Below are 26,223 nucleotides of genomic sequence, written 5' to 3' on the forward strand. Positions count from 1 at the left end.
GGCGCGCTACGCCTTCCGTTACGCGCGGCAAGAGGAAGAAGGGGGGCAGTGAGCCCCGTGCGCGGGCGCCTGTGGCGCGCGCAGCGCGGGGTGGCCATGGTCGAGTTCGCCGTCGTGCTGCCGGTACTGCTGCTGCTGGTGTTCGGCATCATCGAAATGGGCTTGTTCCTGTATGACAAAGCGGTCCTTACCAACGCCAGCCGGGAGGGCGCGCGCGCCGGAATCGTGCTGAAGAGTCCGAAGGCCACCTCGACCGACGTGCAGAACGTCGTGACGAACTACACCTCGAACTACCTGCTGACGTTCGGCTCGCAAAATACGCCGGTGGTCACCACGTCTGGCACCGGCGGCACGTTCGGTCAACCGCTTACGGTGACCGTCTCCTATCAGTACAGCGGGCTGGCTTTGGGACGGATGGTGGCCCCCATCACGGGGCCGATTACGCTGACCGCCACCACTGTCATGAATAACGAATAAAGGGGACGATCATGCGCACGGGGAGCAAAGGGAAACAGAAAGGGGCAGTGGCCGTCACGGTCGCTGTGTTCATGGTCTTCCTGCTGGGAACCGCGGCGCTCGCCATCGACATCGGCAATCTGATGGTCGCTCGCAACGAGCTCCAGAACGCGGCCGATGCGGCTGCGCTGGCAGGCGCGGGTTGTCTGAAACCGCGCAGCGAGTGCGGCAATACCAGCGCGACCCAGCCGGATTTTACGACCGCGTCGGCAACAGCTTCCACGTTCTCGACGTCGACCTCGACCAACCAGGTTCAGGGTGCCTATGTGCAAGCCAGCACGGTAGCGACTGGATACTGGAACGCCACGGGCACGCCGTACGGCCTGGAGGCGCTGCCGTTCACACCGGGCGCGAATGACCTGCCTGCCGTGCAGGTGACGATCAATAAAGACGGATCAAACGCGAACGGAGCGGTGTCGGGCTTTCTGAGCGGCGTGCTCGGGGTCAATATCCTGAAAGCCAGTGCAGTGGCGACGGCCGTGCTCTCTTCGCCCGGCAATGTGGGGCCAGGCGGGTTGTTTCCACTGGCGATGTCGCAGTGCTTGTACAACACCTACTGGAATTCGTCGACCGATTCACCGCTGACTTCGCCCACCACCGGCACCGTGTCCGGTTTCTCGGACCCGCAGATCGCGGGACAGCCGTATATCTTCAGGATAGGGTCCGCCTATCAGTACGGAACTTGTCAATCCGGCCAGTGGACGACGTTTAATGTCAACGACAACAGTGCCAGCTATGCCACTAGCCTGCTGACAAGTGGCAACAGCACCGGCTTCTCCATCGGTGCTCAGCCGGGGACGTGGATTCAGACGGGCGAGAAAAACTCGATCTTCAACGCGACTGCGGCCTGTAGCGCGGCGGGCAATGGTCAATGCGCATGGGCGACTGTCGTGGTGGTGGCCGATCCGTCGACGAGCGGGTTTCAGCCGGTCCTGGCATTTGCTTGCCTGCACATTCTTGATGCGAATAACGGCTCTATGCCGTATGTGCTCGTGCAGATGAGCAACGACATGAGCCACTGTGAGACAGCCAATTCGGGAGGGGTTGGGCCGGGTTACGGCGCTTACACGCCGCCGAGACTGGTCCAGTAGGAAGGATTTTTCGTCGCCCAAGCGGCACACTTCGACATGCATGCCCGGCAACTCGGGCGCGGCGATGCGCGCCGCGCCCTTTTTCTTGCCCGCGGCTTGCTTCTTCGATGCTCTTCGGGCGCCGATTCCAGCGCCCATATCCGCACTTTCTTCCCGCTTTTTCGCTTAACTTCGTTTGACGCGCTAAAATTGCGGACCTTTTAATCAGTCCGCCTATTTCTGCCTTGAGCGTGCAAAAGATCCTCATCGTGCGCGTGTCGTCGCTTGGCGACGTCGTCCACAACATGCCCGCCATCGCCGATATCCGGCGGCGGTATCCCGACGCCCAAATCGACTGGCTCGTCGAAGAAAGCTTCCAGTCGCTCGTCGAGCTCGTGCACGGCGTGCGCCGCGCGATTCCGTTTTCGCTGCGCCGCTGGCGCAAGGGGCTCTTCTCGGCGGCCAACTGGCGCGAGATCGGCGCGTTTCGCCGCGCGCTCGCCGCCGAGAAGTACGACCTCGTGATCGACTGCCAGGGGCTCATCAAGACCGCCTGGGTCGCGAGCTGGGCGCGCGGGCCGCTCGTTGGCCTCGGAAATCGCACCGACGGCGCGGGCTACGAATGGCCGGTGCGCCTCTTTTACAAGCGCTCGATCCGCATCGAGCCGCGCACGCACGTGGTCGAGCGCACGCGCCAACTGGTTGCGGGCGCACTGGAGCTGCCGCCGCCGCAGCCCACCGACGACATCGAGTTCGGCCTCGACACCTACCGCGCAGCGCAGGCGCTCGCGGCGGTCGGCCTGAATCTGCCGGTGCCCTATGTGGTGTTCGTGCACGCCACTTCGCGCGCCGACAAGCAGTGGCCCGACGCACACTGGATCGAGCTGGGCCAGGCGCTCGTGCGCCGCGGCGCGTCGATCGTGCTGCCGTGGGGCAGCGAGGCGGAGCGCGCGACGAGCGAGCGCCTCGCGCGCGAGTTCGGCGAGGCGGCCATCGTGCCGCCCAGGCTCTCGCTGCCAGCCGTGGTCGGCCTGATCGACGGCGCGGCGGCCACGGTGGGCGTGGACACCGGTCTCGTGCACATCGCGGCGGCGCTCAAGCGCCCGACGGTCGAGTTGTACAATTTCGCGACTGCCTGGCGCACCGGCGGCTATTGGTCGCCGAAGGTCGTCAATCTCGGCACGGCGGGGCAGCCGCCCACGCTCGCGCAGGTGAAGGGCGCGCTGGCGGGCTTCGGCCTGCTTTGAGCAGGCTGCGCGCCCGAGGTCACATTAAGTCACATCAAGTCGCATCAGGTCGCATTAAGGCACGTCAAGGCGCGCCACGCGGCGCGCGCGGTATAAGGGTCGGCGCCGGGCATCCCGCCCGGCAACGCGATCCATCGCTTCCCAGGGGCGACCATGAACGAATCCCAGATCATCGAAATCACTTCCGCCGACTGGCACGGCCAATATCTTTCGCAGCCGCGCGAGACGCTGCTCGATGCCGTCGAGCAGGGCAAGGTCCTGTATTTCCCGAAGCTCGAGTTTCCGGTCGAGGGCGGCGAGCGCGCGCTGCTCGATCCGGCCATTGCGGACCCCAAGCGCAAGAACATCAGCCTCGACCCGAACGGCGGCGCGCTGCGCGGCGTGCTGGGCGACACGGTCACGCAGTCGGCGGTGCGCGCCATGGTCGCGCGCTATCAGGCCTGTGCGCGCACGCTCGTCGACGGGCTCTTTCCCGAATACAGCGGCAAGCTGCGCGTCGCGCCCACGAGCCTGCGCCTGCATCAGGTGGAAACGCGCCAGACCTCGTGGCGCAAGGACGATTCGCGCCTGCACGTGGACGCCTTTCCGTCGCGCCCGAACTATGGCGAGCGCATCCTGCGCGTGTTCACCAACGTGAACCCGCACGGCGTGCCGCGCGTATGGCGCGTGGGCGAGCCGTTCGAGGACATGGCGCGGCGCTTCCTGCCGAACATCAAGCCGCAGATGCCGGGCTCGGCCTGGCTGCAGAACCTGCTGCACATCACCAAGTCGCCGCGCAGCGAGTACGACCATCTGATGCTGAACCTGCACGACAGCATGAAGGCCGATCTCAACTATCAGAAGACGGCTCCGCAGGAGACCATCAATTTTCCGCCGGGCTGCGTGTGGGTGTGCTTCTCCGATCATGCGTCGCATGCGGTCATGTCCGGCCAGTTCATGATGGAGCAGACCTTCTTCCTGCCCGCGAAAGACATGGTGCATCCGGAATGGGCGCCGCTCGGCATTCTACAGCGTATCAAGGGCAAGGAACTCGTTTGAAGCCGGGCTTGAATTTCATCGCGGGTACGATGTACCCGATGGCGCGCAGGGCGATTTGCGCAGCGGAGGCCCGATGCTGAGGGCCGTCTATCGCGCGGCCTGGTGGCTGATCGCGCCGCTCGCGGTGCTGCGTCTTTTCATCCGCTCGCGGCGCGAGCGCGGCTATCGCGAGCATATCGGCGAGCGTTTCGGCTTTGGCATCGGGCGCGTGCCCGAGGACGACGCGCCGCTCATCTGGGTGCATGCGGTATCCGTGGGCGAGACGCGCGCGGCGCAGCCGCTCGTCGACGCCTTGCTGGCGGCGCGCCCCGACGCGCGCGTCCTGCTCACGCACATGACGCCCGGCGGGCGCGCGGCGGGCGAGCAACTGTTCGGCAATCGCGTGCTGCGCTGCTATCTGCCCTACGACATGCCGCATGCCGTGCGGCGCTTCCTGCGCACATGGCGTCCGTCGCTCGGCCTCGTGATGGAGACCGAGGTGTGGCCGACGCTCATCGACGAATGCAAGCACGCCGACGTGCCGCTCGTGCTCACGAACGCGCGCATGTCGGCGCGTTCGTTCAAGCGCGCGGCGAAGTTCGGCGCGCATGCGCGCGAGGTGTTCGGCGGCTTCACGCGCGTGCTCGCGCAAAGCCCGGCGGATGCCGAGCGCCTGAGCGCACTGGGCGCGCGCAACGTGAGCGTGCTCGGCAATCTGAAGTTCGATATGGCGAGCCCTGCCGCGGTGGTGGCGCGCGGGCGCGACTGGCGCCGCGCGATTGGCGCGCGGCCCGTGTGGGTGGCGGCAAGCACACGCGAAGGCGAAGAAGAGTTGGTGCTGCAGGCGTTCGCGGCGCTGGGTGTGGAAGACGCGCTGCTGATTCTCGTGCCGCGCCATCCGCAACGCTTCGACGAGGTGGCCGCGCTTGTCGCGCGCAAGAATCTCAAGCTCGAGCGGCGCTCGCGCTGGGTTCAGAACCCGGCTCCAAACCCGACGCCGACTGCTTCGAAGGTGGGCTCCGCCGCGCCGCATGAAGGCGTGCGCGCCCTGCCGCAGGACGTGAACGTGCTGCTCGGCGACTCGATGGGCGAGATGGGCGCGTATTACGCCGCCGCCGATCTGGCGTTTATCGGCGGAAGCTTGCTGCCGCTGGGCGGCCAGAATCTGATCGAGGCGTGCGCGGTGGGCGTGCCGGTGCTAATCGGCCCGCACGTGTTCAACTTCACCCAGGCCACCGCCGACGCTGTTGCGGCCGGCGCGGCGCTGCAAGTGCAGGATCCCGCCGATCTCGCGCGCACGCTGCGTGAACTCTTCAACGACAAGCCGCGGCGCGTGGCCATGGCGGCAGCGGCAGCGGCGTTCGCGGCGCGCCATCGCGGGGCGACCTCGCGCACGGTCGACATTTTGCAGACGCTCGTCTTCGACATATAACTTCGTGCGCGAATGCGCACGAGCACCGGAACAAGTGTGTAGCCGAATGCCGGCTGCGGTGTCGTCCTTTGCTTTTCGCTAATAGTCGCCAGGAATCCAGAGGTATCGTCGCGAAGCGGTTTGTGGAGCTTTCTCCGAAATTTCTTCGGACCGAGAGCTCAACAGGAGCTACGATGCCAAACGCCAAGTGGTACGAAAGAGCATGTGCTATTTGGCCTTGGCTGAACGGTTTTTGAATGTGAAGCCCGGCTATCGAGCGCGCCAGTTTCGAAGTAGAGATATGACGGAGAGAGCAGGCGGGGCGTCTGCGCAAAAAAGCTCGATGACGATCGGTCAGACGATCTGTGGGATGAACAGTTCGGTGACTGCTTGTCCGATCAGGCAGTTGCGGACAACACCGATAGCTTTGCCAGGAATTTGGAAGCTGGCAGCGGAGAATTTCAGGTGCCAGTTTATGGGAAACGCGGTTCGGGCCCGGAAGTGATTTGACGATTATGCAATAGCACTTTGTGCGCTACAGATAACGCCTTCCATGCGGCACGTTTCCCACTTACAGGAGTGAGACCTGCTGGTACGTTCGTGCTTGACAAGTCGCTTGCATGGCTGCCTGGTATTCGCTGTTCAGTTCGGTCGTCGCATTTCGCGCAGCTTCAGTTATCTGGGCGTCGATCGCGTGAATTTGCCCGAGCGCACTGAGTGTCGCAGGCGGCTGCTGCGCGGACAGTGACATGATCAGCGGTGAGCGCTCGATCGCAAGCTGTGACGCCCGTTCCCATTCGCCCACGGCCACTGCCTGTTCGATAGCTTTGGTGAGTTGCAAGATGCACTCGATGTCCGCTAAGGCTTGCATGAAGCGTGGTCTCGTTCCCGTCAGTTCTTGTTGGTGGCCATCGCGCCCGCGCTGTTCTGGCCGCCGAATAGCTGGGTGAGATATTGCTGGTTGTTGCTCATCGTCGCCATCAGCGTATTGAGCGCCGTGAATTGCGCGGTGTACATGCTGGTGAGCTGTGACTGATACGTCGCTAGCGACGACTGCTGCAACGAGAGATTCGTGAGGTCCGTATTGAGCGCCTTGGTGCGCGTCTGGATCGCTCCGCTGCTCGACAGGTAGCTCGTGATATTGGTGTTCAACTGCGCGGCCACGCCGTTGGTCGAGCTGAACAGCTTGGCCACTGTGGCCTGGTTGTTTTGCAGCGCGCTGCTCAGCGCGCTGCTGTCGACCGCGAGCGAACCGTCGGCGTTCAGCGTCACACCGATCGTCGCGAGACTCGTGGTCGTGTTGCCGTTCTTCACGCCGGTTGCGACGATCGAGGCCAACTGGTTGCGCACGAGGTTCAGCGTCGAGTCGCCGAGCAGCACGCCCTGCGAAGTCGCGGTCGAGCTGTACGCGGTGAGCGTGCCCATGGTCGTCACGAGCGTGTTGTAGAGCGTGACGAAATTGTTGATCGCATTCGACTGCGAACTCGTGTCCTGCGCGATCGTGAGCGTTTGCGGCGACGTGCCCGTGGTGTCCACCGATGCGGCGCTCAGGCTCAGCGTGACGCCCGCGAGCGCGGTAGTCACCGAGTTCGTCGCGCTGGTCACGCCGGTGCCGTCGAGCGTAAAGTACGCATCCTGCGCGGCGGTGGTCTGGCTCCAGTTGGGCGTGGCCGGCGAGCCGGAAGTCTGCACGTTGCTGAGCGTCGACTGGTTGGCGTTGAGTTGCGCGCTGGTCGCGCTCGCGTTGCCGTTAAGCGAGGTGCCGGCGTTGCCGGTCACCGCCAGGCCGTTCAGCGGGTCGCCCGTAGCCGTATCGCTGATCTGGATGCTGATGGCGTTCTGTGAGCCGGTGGCGTTCCCGTGCAGCACGAGGTGCGCGCCATCCGCGCCATTCACGACCGTGGCCGTCACGCCGGGATTGTTGCTCGCGCTATTGATCGCCGCCGCAATGCCGGAAACCGTGCTGTTACTGCTGTCCAGTGAAATCGTGGTGCTCGCGCCGCCGATCGAGAGCGTCATCGTGCTCGGCACCGAAGCGAGCGGCTGGCTTGCGCCGTAGCCCCTCGACGTGAGGACCTGCGCGGTCGCGATCTGCGCGACGTCGATCGAATACGTCCCCGCCACCGCTCCGCTGGCCGCCGTGGCCGCGATGCCCGTGCCGCTCGTGCTCGCCTTGAAGGCATTGACGGTCGTGCCGTCCGAGAGCGAAGTGAGGCCCGCCTGCAGCGCCGAAAGCGCAGCCGAGAGCGTGCCGTATGCGGAGATCTGCGTGTTGTCCAGTTGCGCCTGCGAGGACAGTGTCGCCGCCTGGCCCGCGATCTTGCTATTGACGAGCGCCGTGACGAGCGCGCTCACGTCCATCGACGAATTGCCGGTCGAGCCGCTGATGACCGACTGCGCGGCTTGCTGCAGCGCGCTATTGGCCGACGCTGCGGCGCTGGAGGCCAGATTCGCGTTCGAGATACCGGATACGGTGGACATGAAGGGGCTCCGTGCGTCGGCGATGCCGGGTGGATCGGTTCAAGTACGGTTCAGGTTTAAAAACGCCAAACGGGAGGTTGTCCTCCCGGTTGGCAAGCGCCGCGCACCCCGGGTATGGCGGGCGGAGCGCGCGGCGCGTACTGCTTGACTCACATGAAGCGCTTGTTACTGCAGGAGCTTCAGGATCTGCTGCGGCTGCGAGTTTGCTTGCGCGAGCACCGAGATGCCGGCTTGCTGGAGCACTTGGGCCTTGCTCAGGGCGGCCGTTTCTGCGGCGAAGTTGGCGTCCTGGATCGACGATTGTGCTTGCGACAGGTCGGTCGACTGGGCCTGCTGTGCCGTGCTGATCGCGGTGAATCGGTTCTGCGCGGCGCCAAGGTTTGCCTGCATGTTGTTGATGGTCCCCAGCGCGTTGTCGATCGATTCAATCGCCTGATTCGCGCCTGCCGTCGTGCCGATGTTGATGTCCGCAACTCGCGGCGGCACGTTGGCAAGGTTGGCGGAATTGATCGAGCCCGCTGCCGCGACGCCCATAATGGTGGCGTTGGTCGTAGCCGTGCCGACTGCGCCGGCATTTGCCGTGAGCTGAGCGCCCCCGCTTGCACCTGTCGTAGCCGCTCCGATCGTGCTGAAGACAGCTTTAACCACGTTGCTCCCTGCAGCGAGAGTGTTACCGTTTTGATCCGCGAAAGTAAAGCCGCCGTTGCCGTCGGAGAAGACTTGAACAGCCGTGACCGTAGCGCCAGATTCATTCGGAGCGATGTAGCCGCCGTTCGAATCGAAGCTGAGGCCGGTAACCGTGCCGAGCAGCGTCCCATTCGCGGAGCGCGTTGCCTGGTCCGTACCATTCGGCAGGTTGGCGGTGTTGATGGCCGCGACCTGGTTTTGCTGGGCTGTGGTCAGACCGGTCGGCGGGGTGCTAGTAATTTTGCCCAGTGCGCCGCCCGCGGCAGCCGTGAGCGCCAGAGCCGAGCCCGAGCCTGCCGTCGAACTTCCGAAGAGACTCGTCACTGCGGTGCTGCTCAAAGCCTGATTGTTCTGATCGGTGAACTTGAAGCCGCCCTGACCATCAGCAAGAATGTTGATCGTCGTAATGGACGGCGTTGCCGCGCCACTCGTTGCTGCACCGGCGCTCGTCAGGCTCAGCCCCGTAAGCTGCCCGAGCGTGGATCCGTTGGCTGGCAGGCCGGTGCCAAGGTTTGCTGCACCCACGTTTTGGGTCAGGTTCAGCGAAATGGTTTGACCGACGTTTGCGCCCACTTGGAACGATACGTTGCCGAGCGAACCGTTCAGCACGTTCATGCCGTTGTACGTCGTTTGCGACGCAATACGGTTGATTTCCGAAACCTGCTGCGACACTTCCTGCTGCAGCGCCTGACGGTCCGTATCGGTCATGCCACCGTTCGTCGCTTGCACGGCCAGTTGGCGAATGCGCTGCAGGCTGTTCGTCAGCGACGACAAACCGCTCGATGCCGTTTGCACCATCGACACGCCGTCGTTCGCGTTCGACACGCCCTGGTTCAGACCGTTGATCTGGGTCTGCATGATGTTCGAGATCGCAAGACCCGCTGCATCGTCCGCTGCGCTATTGATGCGCTTGCCCGACGAGAGGCGCGTGATCGCTTGCGACAGCGCGCTGCCCGAGCCGGTCAGGTTTTGTTGCGCGACGAGCGAGTTGATGTTGCTATTGATTCCGAGCATGGAAATTCTCCTGATTGGGACTGAGCCCGTTTGCGCCACGGCGACCGTGGCGTCGGCGGACTATCTAACGCGTTGTTCCGACCGCCATGCCTAGGCTAACGACCTTTCACCACCGAACTTTAGAGGGACGCATGTAAAAATCTCGTCTGCTGTGCCCGTGGGGACAACAAGCTAGCGGAGGGCCTTCCGGGGAACAGGAAAGCCCGAGATCATCGATGTAAATGAGCAAACCCGGTACGAACAAAAGGGATCTCCCAGCGTTGTAGCGACCATGGCTCGCCGTACGCGACGTCCGTATGCATTGCACAGCCGCCGCCCCGGAGGCGATACCAGACGAACAGGACCGAAGTACGCCGTCTTTTCAACGGATGCTCTTTCTTGCGGATATGAGACGCTCGCTCATTACGAATTTCACGCCATACGCTTCTTGAATATGTCCATGACCACAAACGCTGCGGAGGACGGTGAGCACCCCGTCCCGGATCGGGACGCTTTCAGTCAGGTTGCCGCAGGGCGTGCGCGCGCACGCCGGGAGGAATTGGGTTTCTCGCGGGAGGCGCTCGCCACACTTAGCGGACTGGATAGCTCAGCCATCGGCCAATGGGAGGAGGGCGGGATTCCGGACTCCCTCCCAAAGCGTGAGCGGCAGGCATGGGAGCGTGCCCTTGATGTGCCTTCGGGATGGCTTTTCGGGGCTGACGACAACTCAGCTCCTGGTGACCCCCATGCCGAGGCAGGCCCGCGCGCGCGCGCGCGCAGGGATAAGCTCGGGATAACGCGCCGCGCCGTCGCCGCGAAGGTGGGGATTTCAGTCGACACGCTCGGGCGCTGGGAGCATGAGGGTGTTCCGACACGGATCAAGGGCGCCCAGATCGCAGCATGGGAGCACGCACTCAGGGTTGAGGCTGGCTGGCTGCTTGGCGAGGCATTTTCTACCGTCGCAAAGACTGGGCGGCCGCGAGTCGTCTGCGCCGCGATAGACGCGCGCTCGGCAATCATTGAGGTGACTGCTCGTATTGCTGCCGTCCAATTCGAGAAGCTTGCCGCAGGCGATGCGCGTGTTGCGCGCGAGCGCGCAAGCGCGAGGATATTTGCGCAGCGCTACGGGGTTGACCCGCAAGTGAGCACCTCGCTTGCCGCGATCGCTAAACAGCACGGTATTGTCGAGTCGCGTGTCAGCCAGATCCTTAAGGCACTTAACACGACTGCGCAGGGGCTCGACATCGATGCCGTTGTATTTGAGCGTATTCGCGAACAGGCAGACCCGCATCTGCCATGCACTTTGCATGAGCTGGAGGCGCTGCTGCGCCCGTTGCTCGGTGAGGGACTAAAACTTGAGGACGTGGGGCGGTTCAGCGTCGACATCCTGGGCAAGCCCCTGCTCGCATTTGCGAAACGCCGTGTCAACGGGCGAGCGGAGATCATGGTGGCCTCGCCGGACGCGGGAGACTCGGTTGCTGATGTCTCAGTGCACGACACGGCCATTGGCGACATGGCTCGCGCCATGATCCGGACTGCGGGCATTGCCCATATGGGCTTGCTCAAGACCTATGCCTTGGAAGAGGGGTGGGCGACGGAGGTAATCGCCAAGATCCCGGCCGTGCTTGAGCAGACAGCGGGGTTCGAGTGGCTTGAAACACCTGAGGGCGGTAACCCACAGTGGTTCTGGTTTCAGGGCTACGCGACCGAGCGCAATCTCATCCTTGACGCGACGAGACGGGTGCTCGCCGTGGCTGCGGGGCTCGTCTCGTTCGATGACATCGTGGGTGCGATTGGCCGACTTCGGACAACGCGGGCGCGGCGTGCCGTGTTCTCGCCAATGTTTGATGTTCAGCCTCCGACGCGAATCATCTGGGCGCTGCTGCAACGGCAATCCTGGCTGTCCGTGCTCAGTCCTGAAGCCGGTATCCGATCTATTCAGAACATTCACCCGCACGACGTGTTGCCGCCGTCGGAGCTAACCGTGTATGAGGCTCTGCGTGGAGCCGGTGGCGTGGCGACCCGTGCATCGTTGTTCACTCACCTGGTCAGAAGCGGCCGGATGGACGAAACAAGCTTTCGCTCTGTGGTCCTTTGGGCTCCGTCCGTTACGCGACCTTACCGCGGCGTGTATGCGATACGGGGGATCCAGCCCGATCCCGGTGTGCTTGCAGAGGCGCTTCGGGACAGTCTCGCGCGCACAGGTTCACTGTTGCCGGTGGAGCTGGATATGGACGCCGGACGTGCGGTGTTCCATCAAGTCGTCAATGACTGGCATGTGCGGGGCGGTTGGGTGACGTTACCCGCTTCACTTGCGGCCCATGTGCCGCAAATGCGATATGCAGTTCATCCCGATGGGGGCGAGATTGATGTTTGCTCGAGCGAGAGGGCTGCGATCGTGATCAAGGGGATATCCCGCATTCTGCATGCGCGCGGCCTGGGCGTGGGCGACGTCATCAGGCTGACGTTCGATCTGCGTGCCCATCGTCTGCTCGTGGACCGTGTAGCGCAAAACGAAGATACCGAAGATACCGAAGATACGGTACCGACGTCTCAGTTCGATTATTGAGAAAAATTGAGAAAAGAGGTGGCTCCCGTTCGATATCTGTCAGATTCATTTTTCCCATGACCTGTCTGAACACAGACGGGGTGCCAATTCAGTGACGCAATCGATTAGTGCGTGTTGAATCCGACCCGGGTCATCACCCCCCAGGACTTGTCCTTGCGCAGAAACTGCCACCAACCGAGCATGCGCCAGTAGCTGTTCAACTGACGGTAGCCAAAATTCTCAACGACGGCGGCCAGCGCCAGCCGCAGCAAGTCGCCCAGACGCGGGTATGGATGCGTCGCAAGTTCGGCCAGCACGAGCGACGAGACGCTCAGAAACATGCCAAACAGAAAGACCAGCGAGAGGAACGCCTTGAAGTACGATACATTGATCCAGGCGAGGGCCCAGAAGGCAGGCAACATGATGTAGCCCGACATTTCGGCGAGCGGCCCGAGGACATCAACGATCAGGATCTGCCCCATGCCGAGCCAGCCGATACGGCCGTAGCGGGACCGGAACAGCATGTCTCGCTGCTTGAAGAACACTTCCAGCGCACCGCACTGCCAGCGGCAGCGCTGCCCCTTCAGCACGCGCAGCGATTGCGGCGCTTCCGTCCAGCAGATCGGATCGGTCAGGAAGGCGATGTTGTACGCTCGGCGCTGGTCCCGCAAATGCCGGTGTATCTTGATCACCAGATCGAGATCCTCGCCGATCGTATCCGTCCCGAAGCCGCCGACCTGAACCACCACGTCGCGCCGGAACAGGCCGAATGCCCCCGAAATCAACATCAGCGCGTCCACGCCGCTCCAGGCGACGCGTGCCAGCAGGAACGCGCGCAGATATTCGATGGACTGCACGAGCGGCAGGAAGCGCCGCGGCGCGCGCATCTCGACAACCCGTCCGCTCTGAATGCGGCACCCGTTCGCCACGCGCACCACGCCGCCGACCGCCACCGTTCGTTGCGGGTCCTCGACGAAGGGCCGGACAATGCGCAGCAATGCGTCGGACTCCAGCAGGGAGTCCGAGTCGATTGCGCAGAACAGCGGCGCCCGCGCCAGGTTGATCCCGGCGTTCATTGCATCGGCCTTGCCGCCGTTTTCCTTGTCTATCACGAGCAGGTTCGGATGGACGCGCGATACATAGATGCCGCGAATCAGCTTATGCGTGACAACCGCGTCAAACGTGCGCTGGGTCGGCGTCAGCTCGAACGCGTCGGTCAGCACGCCCAGCGTATTGTCCGTCGAGCCATCGTTGATGACGATCACTTCGGTCAGCGGATACTCGAGCGCGAACAGCGCCTTCACACAGTCGACGATCCCCAACTCCTCGTTGTAGGCCGGTGCCAGCAACGCGATCGGAGGGGCGCTCGCGCCATAGCGGCGCCAGAGCGCAATACCCCCGCTTTTCGCGCCAGGACGGATCATGCCACCGATCGCGGCGACGATCTGGAACAGGTACAGCGCGTTCTGCAACACGTTGACGGTCAATATCACGGTCACGATGCCATGCACGATCAGGGACAAGATGTCATTCGCGCTCACGATGCAATTTCCTTGCGCTCCAGCAACGTCAACGCAGCGACGTCGCGCGCCACAGACGGCTCGCCCTGCGCCGCGCGCTCCAGTATGCGGTAACCGCGCCCGCCTCCCATCGCGAGGGCCTCCGCCGCCCGGAACCGGACCCACCAGTTGGTGTCGCTCAAGAGTGTCTCGATCTCTGGGTCGAGGGCTTCGACATTGATCTTTCCCGCCGCTTCGACCGCCGCCACCCTGACATACCACACGTCATCGCGCAGTAGCGCCTGCAGCGACGAAGCGGCGAGCGGATGATGCAAGTGGCCCAGCGCACGCGCGGCCGCCGCTCGTACGTCAGGCTGCCGCGATCGCGAGGCGTCCGTGAAGACAGGAATCAGCGCGTAGTCGCCGGACGCGGCCAGCGCGCGGATGGCCACGCTGCGAAGCCGTGGCAGCACCTGATCGTCCGCGACGAGCGCGATCAGATCCGACATCTGACGGCTCGCCAGACGCTCGAACAAATCCTGGGTCAGCATCGAGCCGGTCAATCCGCCCAGCTTGTCGATGACCTGTTTCAACGGCACGTGAAGTCCCCGTCGCGCCAGCGACCAGGCGGCTGCAAGGCATACCGTGGCTTTGCGGTCCTCGAGGGCGCCGATCAAGGCGCGGGCCGAGACGTCATCTTCAAACAACGCGAGCGATTCCGCCGCGCGCCGCCGTATTCCCAACCGCTGCCGTCGCAAGTCGCGCACCATGCGCTCCTCCAGCCCCAACCGGTTGGCTAGTCGTATCAGCCGGACATGCTCATCGCCGAGCAACTGACCTGCCAGCCTCAGTACCAGCGACGTCAGCAGTGCCGGGTTGCGGCGCGCCACGCGTTCGACCTCGGCGAGGCCCGCTTCCGGCCCGACGAGCCAGACGATCAGTTCGTGCGACAGCGCCTGCGCCAGCTCCGTATCGCGCGACGCCAGCCACCCGCGCACCGCATGGGTGAGCAGCAGCATCCCCAGCATCAGCAGCGATATGGCGCTGAGCGCGAGCGATACGGTCTGAATCCATTTCAGCATTGGCGCGTCTGCCTAGAATTTTGCGGTCATGCCGAGCCCGACCACGTTGCGGTCGTAAAGTTGCGGCCGCAATTCGCGTGCTGCCGAGACGTTGATCGCGAGCGAGTCGCTGACGTCGAATACGGCCCCTGCATAGAAACCGCGGGTCTTGACGGTCACCCCCTGGTCCGTCTCGGGCGCATTGGCGAACCCTGCCAGCAGACGCAGCCGGCTCCACGCCTGCCAGTCTGCGCGCAGCGCGTATCCCGTCAGATAGCGGTCTCGTTCGTCCACCGAATTGATCCATTTCGCCGTGACCCACAGCTGATCGTTGCCGAGATACTGGATCGCGCCAAGGTTAGCGGACCAGATCCGCCCAGTCTCATAGAGGGTGTAACGCGCATCGAGCGTCGCGTAAGTCGACTGCTTGCCGGCCGCCCGATCGAGCCGCCATTGCAAGCCGGTGCCGGCCGCCACTTTCGGCAAAATTGATGCGTCCGGTGTGCCGCCGCCATAGACGTAGACGCTCAACCTGTCGGAATACCGATGATCCAGCCTCGCCTCGGAATAGACGTTGGTCGTATCGAATCGTCGACTCACGTCCGTACCAGCGGAAATCACGTTGCGCTCGTCAATCGAATATGCCAAACGGACGGCGCCTTCCTTCCAGGGTGGCGCTCCGTTTGACAGGCTGCTGTATTCGCCGTTGACGTCCAGACGGTATCGCGGGTGATCCGGCAGTTTGACGCGTTGCGGCGCCACGGAATCTGGCGCCAGCACGGCTGCTTCCCGGTAGGCCGCGCGTGCCTCGTCATCGCGCCATTGCGTGCGCAAGCTGTCGCCAAGGCCGATCAACGCCGCCGCGTTGCCCGGTTGCTCATGTGCGAGCGCGCGATATTCCGACTCGCTGTTCCGGGCGTCGCCCCTGGCGAGCAGCAGGCTAGCGTGCAACTCGCGCGCCTCGGCATCATGCGGGGCGTCGTGCAAGACGGCATCGACCTGGGCGAGCGCCGAATCGATGTCGCCGCGCCGCCCGGCGATACGGGCGAGCGCGAGACGTGCATCCTTGTAGTCGGGCGCCAGCGACAGGACGCGCTGAAACAGCCGGGCTGCGTCGTCGTCGCGTCCTTTCGCCATCAGCACCAGGCCTTTTTGCAACAGCACGTCGACATTGTCTGGCGCAGCGGCCGCCGCGCGAGACAACAGGTCGAATGCTTCGTCCATGTGCCCGGCCAGTCGCGCCTGCACGCCGGCCTGATACAGACCGGCGATTTCCGCCGCGGAGAGGCTCGGTTCACTTTGGGCGGCAGCCGCCGGCAAGCAGGCACAGGTCAGCCAGGCCGTGAGCACGCAACGGCCTGCGAATGGGACCGGATTGACCATCAGGCACGCTCCGGCGGGGACACGATGCGTGCAATGCGGGACTGCAACTCGCTGAGTGAGAACGGCTTTCTCACGTAGTCTTCCACGCCCCACCGAAATGCGTTGACGACATCGGCTTCCAGCGTGCGCCCGGTAATCATGATGACCCGCGTGTGTGCGAGCGCGCCGTCCTGATTCATCTTGCGCAGCAGCGCAAAACCGTCGAGGCGCGGCATCATTACGTCCAGCAACGCCATCGACGGCCTTTGCTCGCGTATGAGTTCGTACGCAGCCTCGCCATCAGGCGCGGACAGCACCCGGTAACCCCAGATCGCGAGTTTGTGCTCGAGCAGCTCACGAAGGAGCGCGTCGTCTTCAGCAATGAGAATCGTTGGTAAATCCGACATTTGCGCTTTCAGGACCATGGCTGTTGTGGCGGCGGGATGACAAGAGAGACTCGGCGCATTGCCGGCCAATGACATTTGATCAACGATCCAGCAGCCCGTGGAACGCGATGCCGGCATAGTTCGGCCACGCGCGAAACACGGGTTGCAGGCTGGCAGAGACGCTCAGCAGACGATCCGCATCGCCGAGGAAACTCACTTTGCCTGCATCGATTCGTTCTCTGCGCTGCTCGACATACCCGATGCCTCGCTCCAGCATGGTGGCGTGATCGAAGCGTAAGGCGACCATCTTGCCGTCCTCGGGCACCAGCCATAGCGTGCCCACGCCGCCGGGCGGCACGGGTGCGTAAGTCTGTGTCCATTCGTCCTGCAGCGGGCCGTTTTCCAGTGCGACGCTGACCGGAAAATTCCGGACTGCGCCCCACGCCAGCAAGGGCGCGGCCACGCGCTGCACTTGCGCGGCATCGGTGCGATACGCCATGACGGTCAGCGAGCGCCCGGTTCGACCGATCTGGTCAAGCACCTCGTTGCCGCCCGGCGCGTCGGGCAGCCAGAATGGCACGACCGTATCAAGCGGCAGGGCCGCCGCCTCACCGAGCGCGGCGGTGGTCTTGCTCCACGCGTGCATCACCGCCTGCGGCTCGATGCGATAAGCGGGTAATTGATACGGTTCGATGTCGTATTGAACGCCGTTCAGTCGGGCCGGTTCAGCCGACAGGCGCTGATACTGTTCGATGGCCCTCAAGCGTGCCACCGCCTGTTCTCGCCCCTTGTCTGTGACCATTTCTGGGTCGCCTTCGACCGCCCAGACCTGGATGTTGGCTCCGTGCGCGCGCGCCACGAAATCCCGCAGCGCGCCAGCGTCGCTCACCTGAGCATCAGCGATCGGCAACGCGATGTAAAGGCGCGACACCTTGTACCGCAACGCGTCCGCGAGCAAGTCACCTCCGCCGTCTTCCCATCGATTGCGTTGCCACACCCACGCGGCACGTACGCCTTGCGCCGCTGCGGCACGCGGTGAGAGATGCACGTCGCTCACGTCAAGACGAGCGCCTTCGGACGGACACACCAGCACGAGGTTTTGATCGATGTTCGCTGTCCCTTCACGCAACGTCGCCAGATCGATCCGGCCAAGGACCCGCCCAGTGCCGACCGTTGGCTGCAGCGGGTAAAGAGCACCAGGATCGCGCCCGGCCGGCGCAATCCCCCACTGAAAACCGGTGCTCCCGCTCCCTGCCAGCACGACAGCGCCCGCCGCGGCACGCGGCCATCGGGTGTCACGGTGCTCCAGAACGATGCCCGCGGGCTGCCGGCCAGGCCGGCAGGCGATCGTGACTGTGTCACCTTCGCGATTGCGGATTGCGCTTGCCCGTTCTTCCTGTCCGAATGGCCGGAACGTGAGGTCGGGCAAAAGCGGCGTGTTGAACATCAGCATGTCGGGATTGGCTGGATCGCCGGGCGAGGCCGGTCCGATCGCCGTCGGCACGAATCGACTGTCGTCGACGATGCCTGACACGGCGATCGGGGCGCCGGCAGTCGTCCCCACCGGCGCCAGCCACGCGGACCACCGCAGTTGCGAGTCCTTCGGCAGATTCAACTCGAAACAGTGGGAGGAAGACGCGTCAGGCCGCCCTTTATCACCAAAACACTGCAGACGGGTTGTTTGGGCGTGTGCGGACGCGGATGCCGTTACGGCCGCAGTCGCAGCAATCCACAGCATGGTTGAAAACTTCATTCTTCCTACTAATTAAGTTTAGCCGATTCGATGACTGCCACGAGGAGGAATACGACTTTCTTCACCGAAAGCCAGACAGCCGCTCCGGACCGTGCCCGCTCCATAGCAAACCACCCCCGATGAATATGTGATATGCCGGGCAACCGACTCCTGCCGACCTGCCGACGAACGCGACAAGCCAAAGGCGTGCACTCAGGACGACATCCCGTCGCCAGAGTGGCGTATTTTCTCTCAATGCCCAGGTGCTTGAACAGTCTCGGCGGGTGAGAAGGTGACAGTCATTTAATCGATTCGCTAGCTTGTTAGCCGCAATCATGGTAAGGATCTCGGGGGCTTTGCGGTCACGGTTGCAGACCCGTTTCCGGTTGTGATGCGCTCCATTAGCACGTCGCTCGCATACCATCTGATGGCCGCGCCCCTGAACCGGTTTTCGCTACGAATTGCCCTCCTGAGGCGCGTGCCTGCATCGTCTTCGACGCCGTGGCGCGTCAGTTGGCGGATGTCTCCAGAGTGGCTGTCTTCCTCCGTCATTGAGCGTGACGGGCCCCTCCCTGACCTCCAGCGTCGGACCGCAGCCCCTGCCGCGCAAGCGGTTTCGTGTACGCCCGTGATGGCGTGCCATCTGCAGGGTGCAAGTTCCTGCCGGAGCTGGCCACCGCGCCGTCGCTGAAGGTAGCCCGTCAATCTGCCGGGAGGCCCCATTTTCCCAGCGTGGTTGGCATCTGCTCGGTTTCCGGCGCCAAAGCCTCTTCCCGTTCCGAAGATATAGCGACACGATCCGATCGGTTTTGTCGTATGACGTATCAACCTTACGCAAAACCGGCCGTCTGGCTCGACGGTCCAGATGCCCTGCTCGTGCACTACCGTCCCCGCATGAGAAAAGAACCGGGGAAGTGCGCCGAATCGTGCTGCTCGGCGACTCGATGGGCGAGATGGGCGCGTATTACGCCGCCGCCGATCTCGCGTTCATCGGCGGAAGCTGTTGCCCGAGCGGGCGTCGGCGTCGTTCGATCTTTAATGGTCGGCTCAGAACGCAAGACGCGGCGCGACATAGCCACCGTAGTCCGACGTGGAGACACCAGTTCCCTGGGTCCGCATCGTGTAGCCTGCTACGAAGTGCCCCTGGATGTATTTGCTGTTCTGACCGACCGAGCTGTCGATATATAAAGCGGCGAATGCGACGATCGGGACGGACGTCTTGCTCGCGATTTGCGTGCCGACCGGCAGGAGGACAGTGGTTCCGGTGGGGACGTTGCTATAGATGACATCCTTGACGCCCGGCTGGACGTAGATGTTGTCTCCGATCGACAGCGAGGTCGGATTGCCGGAATTGATGAGATTGATGATCGCCGTCGTGTCGTTGGCCATCGTGTTGAACGACGTCCACTGTCCCGCCTCGCACGACGAGCCATAGGTTTGACCGTTGCCGATCTGGAACTCGTAAGGCTGGCCTGTCGCGTCGACTTTGGGCGCATTCGTTGTCGAGTCCCAGTACTGGTTGTACACGCACTGATCCATGACCACGGGAAAGAGCGATCCGGCCGGCACCGTGGACGGCGGTGCGATGATCGCGACGGCCGTTGCGCTGTCGGCCGTCGTCGGCACGCCGAGCAGCGAGCCGAGCAGCAGCGACACCAGCCCGCCGTTGCTCGAGGCATTGCGGGCGATCGTCACCTGCACCGCGGGTTCGAGCATTTGCCCCGATGGCGCTGGCAGCGTGACCTGGCTTGGGGCGAGCAGCGTGGGAGAGGATGCCGCGACGTCCCAATATCCCGCTTTGACCGCGCCGCTGGAGAGCGTGACGCCATCCGACTTGTTCAACGCGATGGCGGTCGTTGCGGACGCGGCCGCCGCCGTCCAGTTCGGTCCGCTCGTGCTGCCTCGGGAGAGCGCCCCGGCCCCGGCGAGTGCCGCCGCGTCAGCGCCGTTTTGCAGCTCGCCGCTGACCGTGAAGACACGCGGCAAGTCGATCGCAAAGGCGCCAATGATCAGCAGGGCAGTGAACGTCAACAGGAACCAGAGCGTGACCGACCCGCGCGAGCGCGATCGTGCCGGTTCCAACGGGTGCGGGTGCGGGCGCTGGCCGCGGCGCACGGGCGACGGATAGCGGGCGGCGGCTGCCCGGCCCGTAGGCACGCGGGAAGGCGCGCTGGAAGACACGCGGGAACGCACGCGCTTATTCACAGTTTTTCACCGCGACGGCGGTAACGGTGATGGGGCCTGTCAGCACGCTCAACGCCGAGCCGAGCACGACCCCGTTGTAGGTGTACGCGATGCTCACCTGAAGCGGATTGCTGCTGCCGGCCGTTGCGCAGCCCCCTGCGGGGCTCACCGTCACGGTTGGAGGCGTGGCGGTGCCGCTGGTCACCAGACCGTTGTTCGTATAGGCGAGCGCGACATTCCTGATCTGGGTTTGCGTGTAGGTCGGCACGCGCAGCACCACGCCCTGGCGCGCCGCTTCCCCGGCGGCATTCGTGATGACGGCCTTGTCGCAAAGGAGCATGCTCACGTCGACGATGCCAAAGAGCATCATCAGCAGGAACGGCAGCACCAGCACGAATTCGAGCGAGACGACGCCGCGCGCATGAACGCGGGCGCCGGGGCTCGCGCGCCCGCGCGCCTTCATTGGAGCGCTCCGACACGCGCGACGCTCGCTGCCGATACCGGCTGGGTGTGTGCGGCGCCCGCGGCGCTCGCATCTGGCCCGGCGGCGGGAAGGCGCTCGCGCAGTTGCCGGTAGAAGCGCAGATTGTCATCCGCCGAGTCGGGCGGCATGTCGGTGACCAGGATACGCCTCGCGGCCTCGTTGTTGCCGAGCAATCCGTAGGCCAGCGCGAGGTTCTCGCGCGCCTGGGGCGGCGCGTCGGGCAAGCCCGCGACATCGAGCAGGACATTGGCGCCGGCGCGCACGTCACCCGCCAGGATGAGCGAGAGGCCCAGGTCCGCCTTGAGGCCTGCGACTTCGGGGTGTTGCTGCAAGGCGGCTTGATAGACCGCTTGCGCTTGCGCGTGCTTGCCTTCGAGATCCAGCGTCGCGCCCAGGCCTTCGGCGGCTACGGCATGCTCAGGGTGAGCCGCGAGCAGTTTCCGGTAGCGCTGCTCGGCTTCGTCGAGCCGTCGCTGGCGCAGCGCGACGCGTGCGAGCCCGAGCATGGCGCGCGCATCGTCCGGCGCACTGGCTGCAACCCGCGCATAGAGGACGCCGGCGCGCGCGAGATCGCCACTTTGATACATCGCGTCGCCGAGGCCGAGCTGGGCGGCTTTCGATTGCGGATCGGCCTTCAACTGCTTGCCGAAAAGCGATATGGCCAGCTGCGTATCTCCGGCTTCGAGCGCGCTTTCGGCGACATGCATGTCGGCTTGCGCATCGGGCAGGTGCGTGGCGGCAGGCTGCGGCGTCACGAAGTGATTGCTGGCGCATCCCGTGGCGAGCAGCGCGGCGGCCAGCGGTGCGAGCAGCGTCAGCAGCGCGGTGAGTGTCCTGCGCGCAGGCATGGGTCGAGATGGGATCAATTTGAACTCCTGCATTCCTGAAGCGCTCAATGGCCGCGAAACACGGCGATGAGCCGAATGACGGCTGGGCCCGCCGCAATGAGCGAGACGGTCGGCATGATGAAAAACATCATCGGCATGGTCATCTTTGGTGCGAGCTTGGCGGCCTTTTCCTCGAGCGCGACCATCTGCATGGCCCGCTCGGTGCGCGACAGCGTGCGCAGCGATTGCGTGATCGGTGTGCCGTACTTTTGCGACTGCACGAGGGTAGTCACCAGTGCGCGCATGGTGGACAGGCCGACTCGCGCCGACATCGCATTGAGCGCCTGCGCGGTGTCGCTGCCGATGCTGAGTTCGTCCGCCGTGACCGTGAATTCATCGGCGAGCGGCGGGCAGATCACGCGCAGCTCGCGCGCCACGCGCTTGATGGCGACGACGAGGCTATTGCCTGCGTTGGTGCAGACAACGAGCAGGTCGAGCGCATCGGGCAGCGCGGCCGCGATGGCGCGGCGGCGATGCCGGACGAAGAACGCGAGCGCATATTCCGGCAACATCATGCCGATGACGAATGCGCCCGCCATCAGCAGCGCCCGGATCACGAATATCTGGCCGGCCGCGGGCAGATGCCCGCCAAGGGCGATGGCGCCGAGCGCGAAACAGGCGCCCACGACGATCTTGAGCCCCGAGAGAACCGCCACCGCGCGGTGGTCGCGAAATCCCGCGCTGGCAAGACGCATGGCGACTTTGGCGCGGTCTTCGGCCTGCACGACCGGCAGCCGCTCGCCGAGGGCGGCGATGCGTCTTGCGAAGCGCTGCGGCATGCGTTTGGCGACATCGGCCGTCGCGCTGCTGTCGACGCCCATGACGCCCACGCGGGCCACGGCTTGCCGTGTGCGCTGGGCAATGCGCGCGCGCTGGCCCTTGTCGCGCATGGCGAGCCACAGCGTGAAGCCGGCAAGCAGGACGAGCAAGGCGGCATTGCGCCAGAAGTCGGCGTTCATCATCGCGAGGTGTCCAGGTTCGAAATCTTGTTGATGAGCCACAGTCCGATCGTGAGCAGCACGGCGGCGAGGGTGAGGATCTTGTGTCCGGCCCGGGTATGCGTGAGCATGTCCAGGTAGGGCCGATTCACGATGTAGATAAACCCCATGAGCGCGAACGGCACGGCTGCAATCATCTTGCTCGCGAGCCGTCCCTCCGCCGTGAGCGCCTTGCTTTTTGCGCGGATGTCGCGCCGCATGCGCACGATCCCCGAGAGGTTCTCGAGCGTATCGCCGAGATTGCCGCCCGTTTCGCGCTGCAAGATCAGGCAAACGGTAAAGAACGAGAAGTCGGCGAGCCGCATGCGCGCTGCTGCCTGTTCGAGCACGTCTTTCAGGTCGGCGCCAACGAGCAGGGCATCGCCCATCGCGCGAAAGGTCGTCCGAACCGGCTCGTCGCTTTCGACCCCTGCCACGCAGATCGCCTGCACAACGGGAATGCCGGCGCGCACCGCGCGGATGATGAGGTCGATCGTATCGGGAAAGATCGCGAGAAAGCGGTTCCTGAAACGCGCGATCAACCACTGGTAGGCCGCGCGCACGACAAGCACGGGGATGACGATGCAGCCGAGCACACGCAGTACGGGTCCCACGGGAGCGAGCGCGGTGCCGATCACCGACGCAATGAGCGCCACGATCGCGACGACGTAAAGCGCGCGAATGCCGCCCGGCCCACTGACCGTATGGATGCGTTCGTGCCAGGCCGGGATGATCGCAAAAAGGGCGTCCTGATTCGCGAAGCGGCGCTTGGGCTGCAGCAGTTGCGCCTGCTGCTTCGCGTCGTGCTCGACGAGGGCGGCCTTGCTCTCATCGCGTACCGTGATTACGCGCGCGCGGATGCGCGTGCGCGGCTGCTGGCGGGCGATGCTGCGCAAGGAATGGACGATGAGCCCGACCATCACGAGAGCAAAGAAGGCGCCAAAGCCGATGATGTCTGCGGATCTCATGATTGCATCGCCGTGAGCAGCGCCTCTTCGAGGCCGAAGTAAGCCGCGCGCTGAGCGAACACGGGACGCAGCGACGAGCATTCGAACGTCCCGCGCACCTGCTCTTCGTAAGCGGTGCCGTTGTAGCGGAAGGTGAACAGGTCCTGCGTGATGACGACGTCGCCTTCCATGCCCGCGATCTCGGTCACGTGGGTCACGCGCCGCACGCCGTCACGCATGCGCTCGACCTGCAGGATCAGATGGACGGCGCTGGCGATCTGTCTGCGAATCGACATCAGCGGCAGATTGCCGTTGGCCATCATCACCATGCTCTCGAGCCGCGTGATCGCATCGCGCGGGGTGTTCGCGTGGATCGTCGTCATCGATCCGTCGTGGCCCGTATTCATTGCCTGCAGCACGTCGAATGCTTCAGTGCCGCGCGTCTCGCCGAGGATGAGCCGGTCCGGGCGCATACGCAGCGCGTTGCGAACGAGGTCTCGCTGCGAGATGCCGCCCAAGCCTTCGCTGTTTTCGGGGCGCGTCTCGAGACTCACGACGTGCGGCTGCTGGAGTTGCAGCTCGGCGGCGTCCTCGATCGTGACCACGCGCTCGGCTTCGTCGATGAAGCGCGAGAGCGCATTGAGCAGGGTGGTCTTGCCGGAGCCGGTGCCGCCCGATATCACAACGTTCAGGCGGCACGCGGTGGCGATGCGCAGCACGTCCACCATCTGCGTCGAGATATTGCCCTGCTGCGCCATGCGGCCGAGCGTGATGTTGCGTTTGGCGAACTTGCGGATCGAGATCGATGCGCCGCGCAGGGCGATCGGCGGCAGCACGACGTTGACGCGGCTGCCGTCGGCAAGACGCGCATCGACCATCGGACTGCTTTCGTCGACGCGCCGCCCGATTGCCGCCGCGATGCGCTGCGCCACGTTGATGACGTGCGCGTTGTCGCGAAACTTCAGCGCCGTGAGCTCGAGGCGGCCGCCGCGCTCCACGTAGACCTGGTCCGGCCCGTTCACGAGAATGTCGGTGACGCGCTCGTCGGCGAGCAGCGGCTCGATCGGCCCGATGCCGAACATGTCGTTGAGAATCTCGTCGACGGCGAGCGTCTGCTCGGTCAGCGTCAGCGACAACCGCTCGCGCGCCGTCGTCTCGGCTGCGATCTGCTCGATGCCCGTGCGCACTTCGGCGCGCGACATCATGAGCGCCGCCGACATGTTCATCGATGAAAAGACGGCCGAACGAATCGCCTTGAACGTCTCGGAGCGGATCAGCGCTTCGTGGCGGTCCGCGCTCGAGAGGCTGGCGGCGGCGTGCGGCCCTGCCAGCGAGGCCAGCGGCGCCAGCGGCGCTTCGCGCTTGCCTGCTTGCGGCTCGGCGGCAGCGGCGGTGCAGGCCGCGCTGCCTGGGTCATCGGCGGATGCGGCGGATGCCGCTGATGCCGCTGATGCGCCTGAAGCGGGCGAGGGGCCGCCCGCGAGGGGGTTGCGGCGGCCGAACATCAGCTTGCCCTCCGCATGGGCACGAGGCGCTTGTACCACGGCTCGCGTGGCACGGCCGCCTCGCTGCCCGTGATCGCATTGGCGAGCGACACGATGGCCGCGGCGAACGGCGAGCGTTGTGCGTTGGCAAGCGTTGGCGCTTCGCCGAGGTTTTCCGCGAGCGCGAGGCTCTGCGGCTCATAGGGCAGCGAATGCACGGAGCCGCGTGCGAGCGCGGTGATGAAATCGTCCTCGCGAACGCGTCCGGACACGGGTTGCCGCGCTTCGTTGAGCAGCACCGTGATGCCGGGCGCGCTGTCGAGCGTTTGGGCAAAACGGCAAAGGCGTGCGGCTTCGCGCGCCGAATGCACGGAGAGATCGGCCACCACGTGGATCGTCGAGCTCGCGTCGAGGGCTTCCTCGACGACCCGGCCGGCGCGCCCCGGCAGATCGAGCATGATGTAGTGAAAGTGGTGCTTGAGCATCGCGACAAGCTCGCCTAGCGCACCCTGGCGCAGCGTGAACTCCTGGTTGTACGGAAGTTCCGAGGCCAGCACGAGCAGGCGGTCGCTCTGCGCGACGAACGCCTGATTGATCAACTGCTGATCGAGCCGCTGCGGGTTTTGCAGCAATTCGATGAGGCCGTTGTTGGCGGCGACGCCGAGCATCGAAGTGGCCGCACCGCCGTAAGGGTCGAGGTCGATGTAGGCAATGCGGCGCCGCGTTGCATCGGCGAGATGAGACGCGAGCGCCGTTGCGATCGTCGTGACGCCGACGCCGCCTCGCGCGCCCACGAACGAGAGCACCTTGCCCATGCGCGTCGACCCGCCGCCGCCCGTGGATGTGAGCGCGCGCCGCACGAGCTCCGCGGTGAGCGGCTTGACGAGATAGTCATGCACGCCGATGTGCAACAGGCTGCGAAAGAGCCCGACATCGTTGCGCTCGCCCACGACAATGACGGCGACCGAAGGGTCGACGGCCTCGGCGAGCCGCGTCAGATCGGAAATCGGCATCGTCGATCCGGTGATATCGACGATCAGATGGCGCGGCGACTCCTTGAGCGAAGACATGATCGCGACCGCATCGTCGAGCGAGCCGAGCGTGACGTGCGAGGTCGCGATGCCCTGATCGATGACGACGCTTTTGATGACTTCCGTGCTTTGCGCGTCGGCGACGACGGCGATGAGTTTTTCGGCGCCGGACGGCTGTGCCCGGCGTTTGAGGATGGTCGATTCGAAAACGCCCATGGG

21 protein-coding genes are annotated in these 26,223 nt (G+C 64.4%); 6 read left to right on the forward strand and 15 right to left on the reverse strand.

Annotated elements, in window-relative coordinates:
- Positions 1 to 48: 48 nt before the first annotated feature.
- The 5 genes from P5W99_RS03970 (at position 49) to waaA (ending at position 5,282) form a co-directional block, all read left to right on the forward strand.
- Positions 49 to 477 carry a TadE/TadG family type IV pilus assembly protein gene (locus tag P5W99_RS03970; protein ID WP_421044264.1) on the forward strand — a complete coding sequence of 143 codons (429 nt, stop codon included), beginning with the start codon at positions 49 to 51 and terminating at the stop codon, positions 475 to 477.
- Between the two features lie 11 nt (positions 478 to 488).
- Positions 489 to 1,607 carry a pilus assembly protein TadG-related protein gene (locus tag P5W99_RS03975; protein ID WP_434661952.1) on the forward strand — a complete coding sequence of 373 codons (1,119 nt, stop codon included), beginning with the start codon at positions 489 to 491 and terminating at the stop codon, positions 1,605 to 1,607.
- Between the two features lie 224 nt (positions 1,608 to 1,831).
- A complete protein-coding gene (waaC, locus tag P5W99_RS03980) occupies positions 1,832 to 2,833 on the forward strand; it encodes a lipopolysaccharide heptosyltransferase I (protein WP_434661954.1) in 1,002 nt (333 codons plus the stop codon).
- A 153-nt stretch (positions 2,834 to 2,986) separates the two neighbouring features.
- A complete protein-coding gene (locus tag P5W99_RS03985) occupies positions 2,987 to 3,871 on the forward strand; it encodes a Kdo hydroxylase family protein (RefSeq protein WP_434661955.1) in 885 nt (294 codons plus the stop codon).
- Between the two features lie 73 nt (positions 3,872 to 3,944).
- A complete protein-coding gene (gene waaA, locus P5W99_RS03990) occupies positions 3,945 to 5,282 on the forward strand; it encodes a lipid IV(A) 3-deoxy-D-manno-octulosonic acid transferase (protein ID WP_434661957.1) in 1,338 nt (445 codons plus the stop codon).
- A 550-nt stretch (positions 5,283 to 5,832) separates the two neighbouring features.
- On the opposite strand, the gene P5W99_RS03995 is transcribed toward waaA, so the two are convergent.
- The 3 genes from P5W99_RS03995 to P5W99_RS04005 form a co-directional block, all read right to left on the reverse strand.
- A complete protein-coding gene (locus P5W99_RS03995) occupies positions 5,833 to 6,132 on the reverse strand; it encodes a flagellar protein FliT (RefSeq protein WP_434661958.1) in 300 nt (99 codons plus the stop codon).
- Between the two features lie 20 nt (positions 6,133 to 6,152).
- Positions 6,153 to 7,742 (reverse strand): flagellar filament capping protein FliD, encoded by a 1,590-nt coding sequence (gene fliD / locus P5W99_RS04000; RefSeq protein ID WP_434661960.1) that lies wholly within the window; start codon positions 7,740 to 7,742, stop codon positions 6,153 to 6,155.
- Between the two features lie 165 nt (positions 7,743 to 7,907).
- Positions 7,908 to 9,443 carry a flagellin gene (locus P5W99_RS04005; protein WP_434661961.1) on the reverse strand — a complete coding sequence of 512 codons (1,536 nt, stop codon included), beginning with the start codon at positions 9,441 to 9,443 and terminating at the stop codon, positions 7,908 to 7,910.
- A 439-nt stretch (positions 9,444 to 9,882) separates the two neighbouring features.
- On the opposite strand from P5W99_RS04005, the gene P5W99_RS04010 reads away from it, so the two are divergent.
- Positions 9,883 to 11,991, forward strand: coding sequence for a helix-turn-helix domain-containing protein (locus P5W99_RS04010; protein WP_434661963.1), 2,109 nt, complete (start codon positions 9,883 to 9,885; stop codon positions 11,989 to 11,991).
- Positions 11,992 to 12,095: 104 nt separating this feature from the next.
- On the opposite strand, the gene P5W99_RS04015 is transcribed toward P5W99_RS04010, so the two are convergent.
- The 12 genes from P5W99_RS04015 to P5W99_RS04070 all read right to left on the reverse strand — a co-directional run bounded on the left by P5W99_RS04015 (position 12,096) and on the right by P5W99_RS04070 (position 26,220).
- The gene (locus P5W99_RS04015; RefSeq protein WP_434661965.1) at positions 12,096 to 13,481 is read right to left on the reverse strand and encodes a glycosyltransferase family 2 protein; all 1,386 of its coding nucleotides are present in this window, start codon (positions 13,479 to 13,481) and stop codon (positions 12,096 to 12,098) included.
- A 26-nt stretch (positions 13,482 to 13,507) separates the two neighbouring features.
- A complete protein-coding gene (locus tag P5W99_RS04020; RefSeq protein WP_434661967.1) occupies positions 13,508 to 14,551 on the reverse strand; it encodes a HEAT repeat domain-containing protein in 1,044 nt (347 codons plus the stop codon).
- A 12-nt stretch (positions 14,552 to 14,563) separates the two neighbouring features.
- On the reverse strand, positions 14,564 to 15,880 hold the full coding sequence (locus P5W99_RS04025; RefSeq protein ID WP_434661969.1) for a YaiO family outer membrane beta-barrel protein: 1,317 nt from the start codon (positions 15,878 to 15,880) through the stop codon (positions 14,564 to 14,566).
- Positions 15,881 to 15,912: 32 nt separating this feature from the next.
- The gene (locus tag P5W99_RS04030; protein ID WP_434661971.1) at positions 15,913 to 16,374 is read right to left on the reverse strand and encodes a response regulator transcription factor; all 462 of its coding nucleotides are present in this window, start codon (positions 16,372 to 16,374) and stop codon (positions 15,913 to 15,915) included.
- A 4-nt stretch (positions 16,375 to 16,378) separates the two neighbouring features.
- Complete coding sequence (locus P5W99_RS04035) at positions 16,379 to 18,031, reverse strand: hypothetical protein (protein ID WP_434661973.1); 1,653 nt, start codon at positions 18,029 to 18,031, stop codon at positions 16,379 to 16,381.
- A 1,026-nt stretch (positions 18,032 to 19,057) separates the two neighbouring features.
- A complete protein-coding gene (locus tag P5W99_RS04040; RefSeq protein WP_421073738.1) occupies positions 19,058 to 20,092 on the reverse strand; it encodes a TadG family pilus assembly protein in 1,035 nt (344 codons plus the stop codon).
- A 115-nt stretch (positions 20,093 to 20,207) separates the two neighbouring features.
- On the reverse strand, positions 20,208 to 20,657 hold the full coding sequence (locus P5W99_RS04045) for a TadE/TadG family type IV pilus assembly protein (RefSeq protein ID WP_421042321.1): 450 nt from the start codon (positions 20,655 to 20,657) through the stop codon (positions 20,208 to 20,210).
- Positions 20,654 to 21,544: a tetratricopeptide repeat protein gene (locus P5W99_RS04050; RefSeq protein WP_434661975.1), complete on the reverse strand. Its 891-nt coding sequence runs from the start codon at positions 21,542 to 21,544 to the stop codon at positions 20,654 to 20,656. Before P5W99_RS04050 ends, P5W99_RS04045 begins: the two co-directional genes overlap by 4 nt.
- A gap of 26 nt (positions 21,545 to 21,570) precedes the next feature.
- The gene (locus P5W99_RS04055) at positions 21,571 to 22,527 is read right to left on the reverse strand and encodes a type II secretion system F family protein (RefSeq protein WP_421023355.1); all 957 of its coding nucleotides are present in this window, start codon (positions 22,525 to 22,527) and stop codon (positions 21,571 to 21,573) included.
- Positions 22,524 to 23,510 (reverse strand): type II secretion system F family protein, encoded by a 987-nt coding sequence (locus tag P5W99_RS04060; RefSeq protein ID WP_421023356.1) that lies wholly within the window; start codon positions 23,508 to 23,510, stop codon positions 22,524 to 22,526. The genes P5W99_RS04055 and P5W99_RS04060 overlap by 4 nt, the downstream gene beginning before the upstream one ends.
- Positions 23,507 to 24,994, reverse strand: a complete 1,488-nt coding sequence (locus tag P5W99_RS04065; RefSeq protein WP_434661978.1) for a CpaF family protein — start codon at positions 24,992 to 24,994, stop codon at positions 23,507 to 23,509. The genes P5W99_RS04060 and P5W99_RS04065 overlap by 4 nt, the downstream gene beginning before the upstream one ends.
- On the reverse strand, positions 24,994 to 26,220 hold the full coding sequence (locus tag P5W99_RS04070; protein ID WP_434661980.1) for an AAA family ATPase: 1,227 nt from the start codon (positions 26,218 to 26,220) through the stop codon (positions 24,994 to 24,996). The genes P5W99_RS04065 and P5W99_RS04070 overlap by 1 nt, the downstream gene beginning before the upstream one ends.
- Positions 26,221 to 26,223: the final 3 nt, after the last annotated feature.

The organism is Paraburkholderia sp. A3BS-1L (assembly GCF_051125215.1).
Lineage (GTDB): Bacteria > Pseudomonadota > Gammaproteobacteria > Burkholderiales > Burkholderiaceae > Paraburkholderia.

Bases quoted from the DNA above. Each gene is read 5' to 3' on its own strand.
- P5W99_RS04020 (WP_434661967.1), bottom strand. From the start codon at position 14,551: ATGCTGAAATGGATTCAGACCGTATCGCTCGCGCTCAGCGCCATATCG.
- waaA (WP_434661957.1), top strand. From the start codon at position 3,945: ATGCTGAGGGCCGTCTATCGCGCGGCCTGGTGGCTGATCGCGCCGCTC.
- fliD (WP_434661960.1), bottom strand. From the start codon at position 7,742: ATGTCCACCGTATCCGGTATCTCGAACGCGAATCTGGCCTCCAGCGCC.
- P5W99_RS03995 (WP_434661958.1), bottom strand. From the start codon at position 6,132: ATGCAAGCCTTAGCGGACATCGAGTGCATCTTGCAACTCACCAAAGCT.
- P5W99_RS04045 (WP_421042321.1), bottom strand. From the start codon at position 20,657: ATGAAGGCGCGCGGGCGCGCGAGCCCCGGCGCCCGCGTTCATGCGCGC.
- P5W99_RS04010 (WP_434661963.1), top strand. From the start codon at position 9,883: ATGACCACAAACGCTGCGGAGGACGGTGAGCACCCCGTCCCGGATCGG.
- P5W99_RS04030 (WP_434661971.1), bottom strand. From the start codon at position 16,374: ATGTCATTGGCCGGCAATGCGCCGAGTCTCTCTTGTCATCCCGCCGCC.
- P5W99_RS04060 (WP_421023356.1), bottom strand. From the start codon at position 23,510: ATGAGATCCGCAGACATCATCGGCTTTGGCGCCTTCTTTGCTCTCGTG.
- P5W99_RS03985 (WP_434661955.1), top strand. From the start codon at position 2,987: ATGAACGAATCCCAGATCATCGAAATCACTTCCGCCGACTGGCACGGC.
- P5W99_RS03975 (WP_434661952.1), top strand. From the start codon at position 489: ATGCGCACGGGGAGCAAAGGGAAACAGAAAGGGGCAGTGGCCGTCACG.
- P5W99_RS04055 (WP_421023355.1), bottom strand. From the start codon at position 22,527: ATGATGAACGCCGACTTCTGGCGCAATGCCGCCTTGCTCGTCCTGCTT.
- P5W99_RS04005 (WP_434661961.1), bottom strand. From the start codon at position 9,443: ATGCTCGGAATCAATAGCAACATCAACTCGCTCGTCGCGCAACAAAAC.
- P5W99_RS04065 (WP_434661978.1), bottom strand. From the start codon at position 24,994: ATGTTCGGCCGCCGCAACCCCCTCGCGGGCGGCCCCTCGCCCGCTTCA.
- P5W99_RS04070 (WP_434661980.1), bottom strand. From the start codon at position 26,220: ATGGGCGTTTTCGAATCGACCATCCTCAAACGCCGGGCACAGCCGTCC.
- P5W99_RS04035 (WP_434661973.1), bottom strand. From the start codon at position 18,031: ATGAAGTTTTCAACCATGCTGTGGATTGCTGCGACTGCGGCCGTAACG.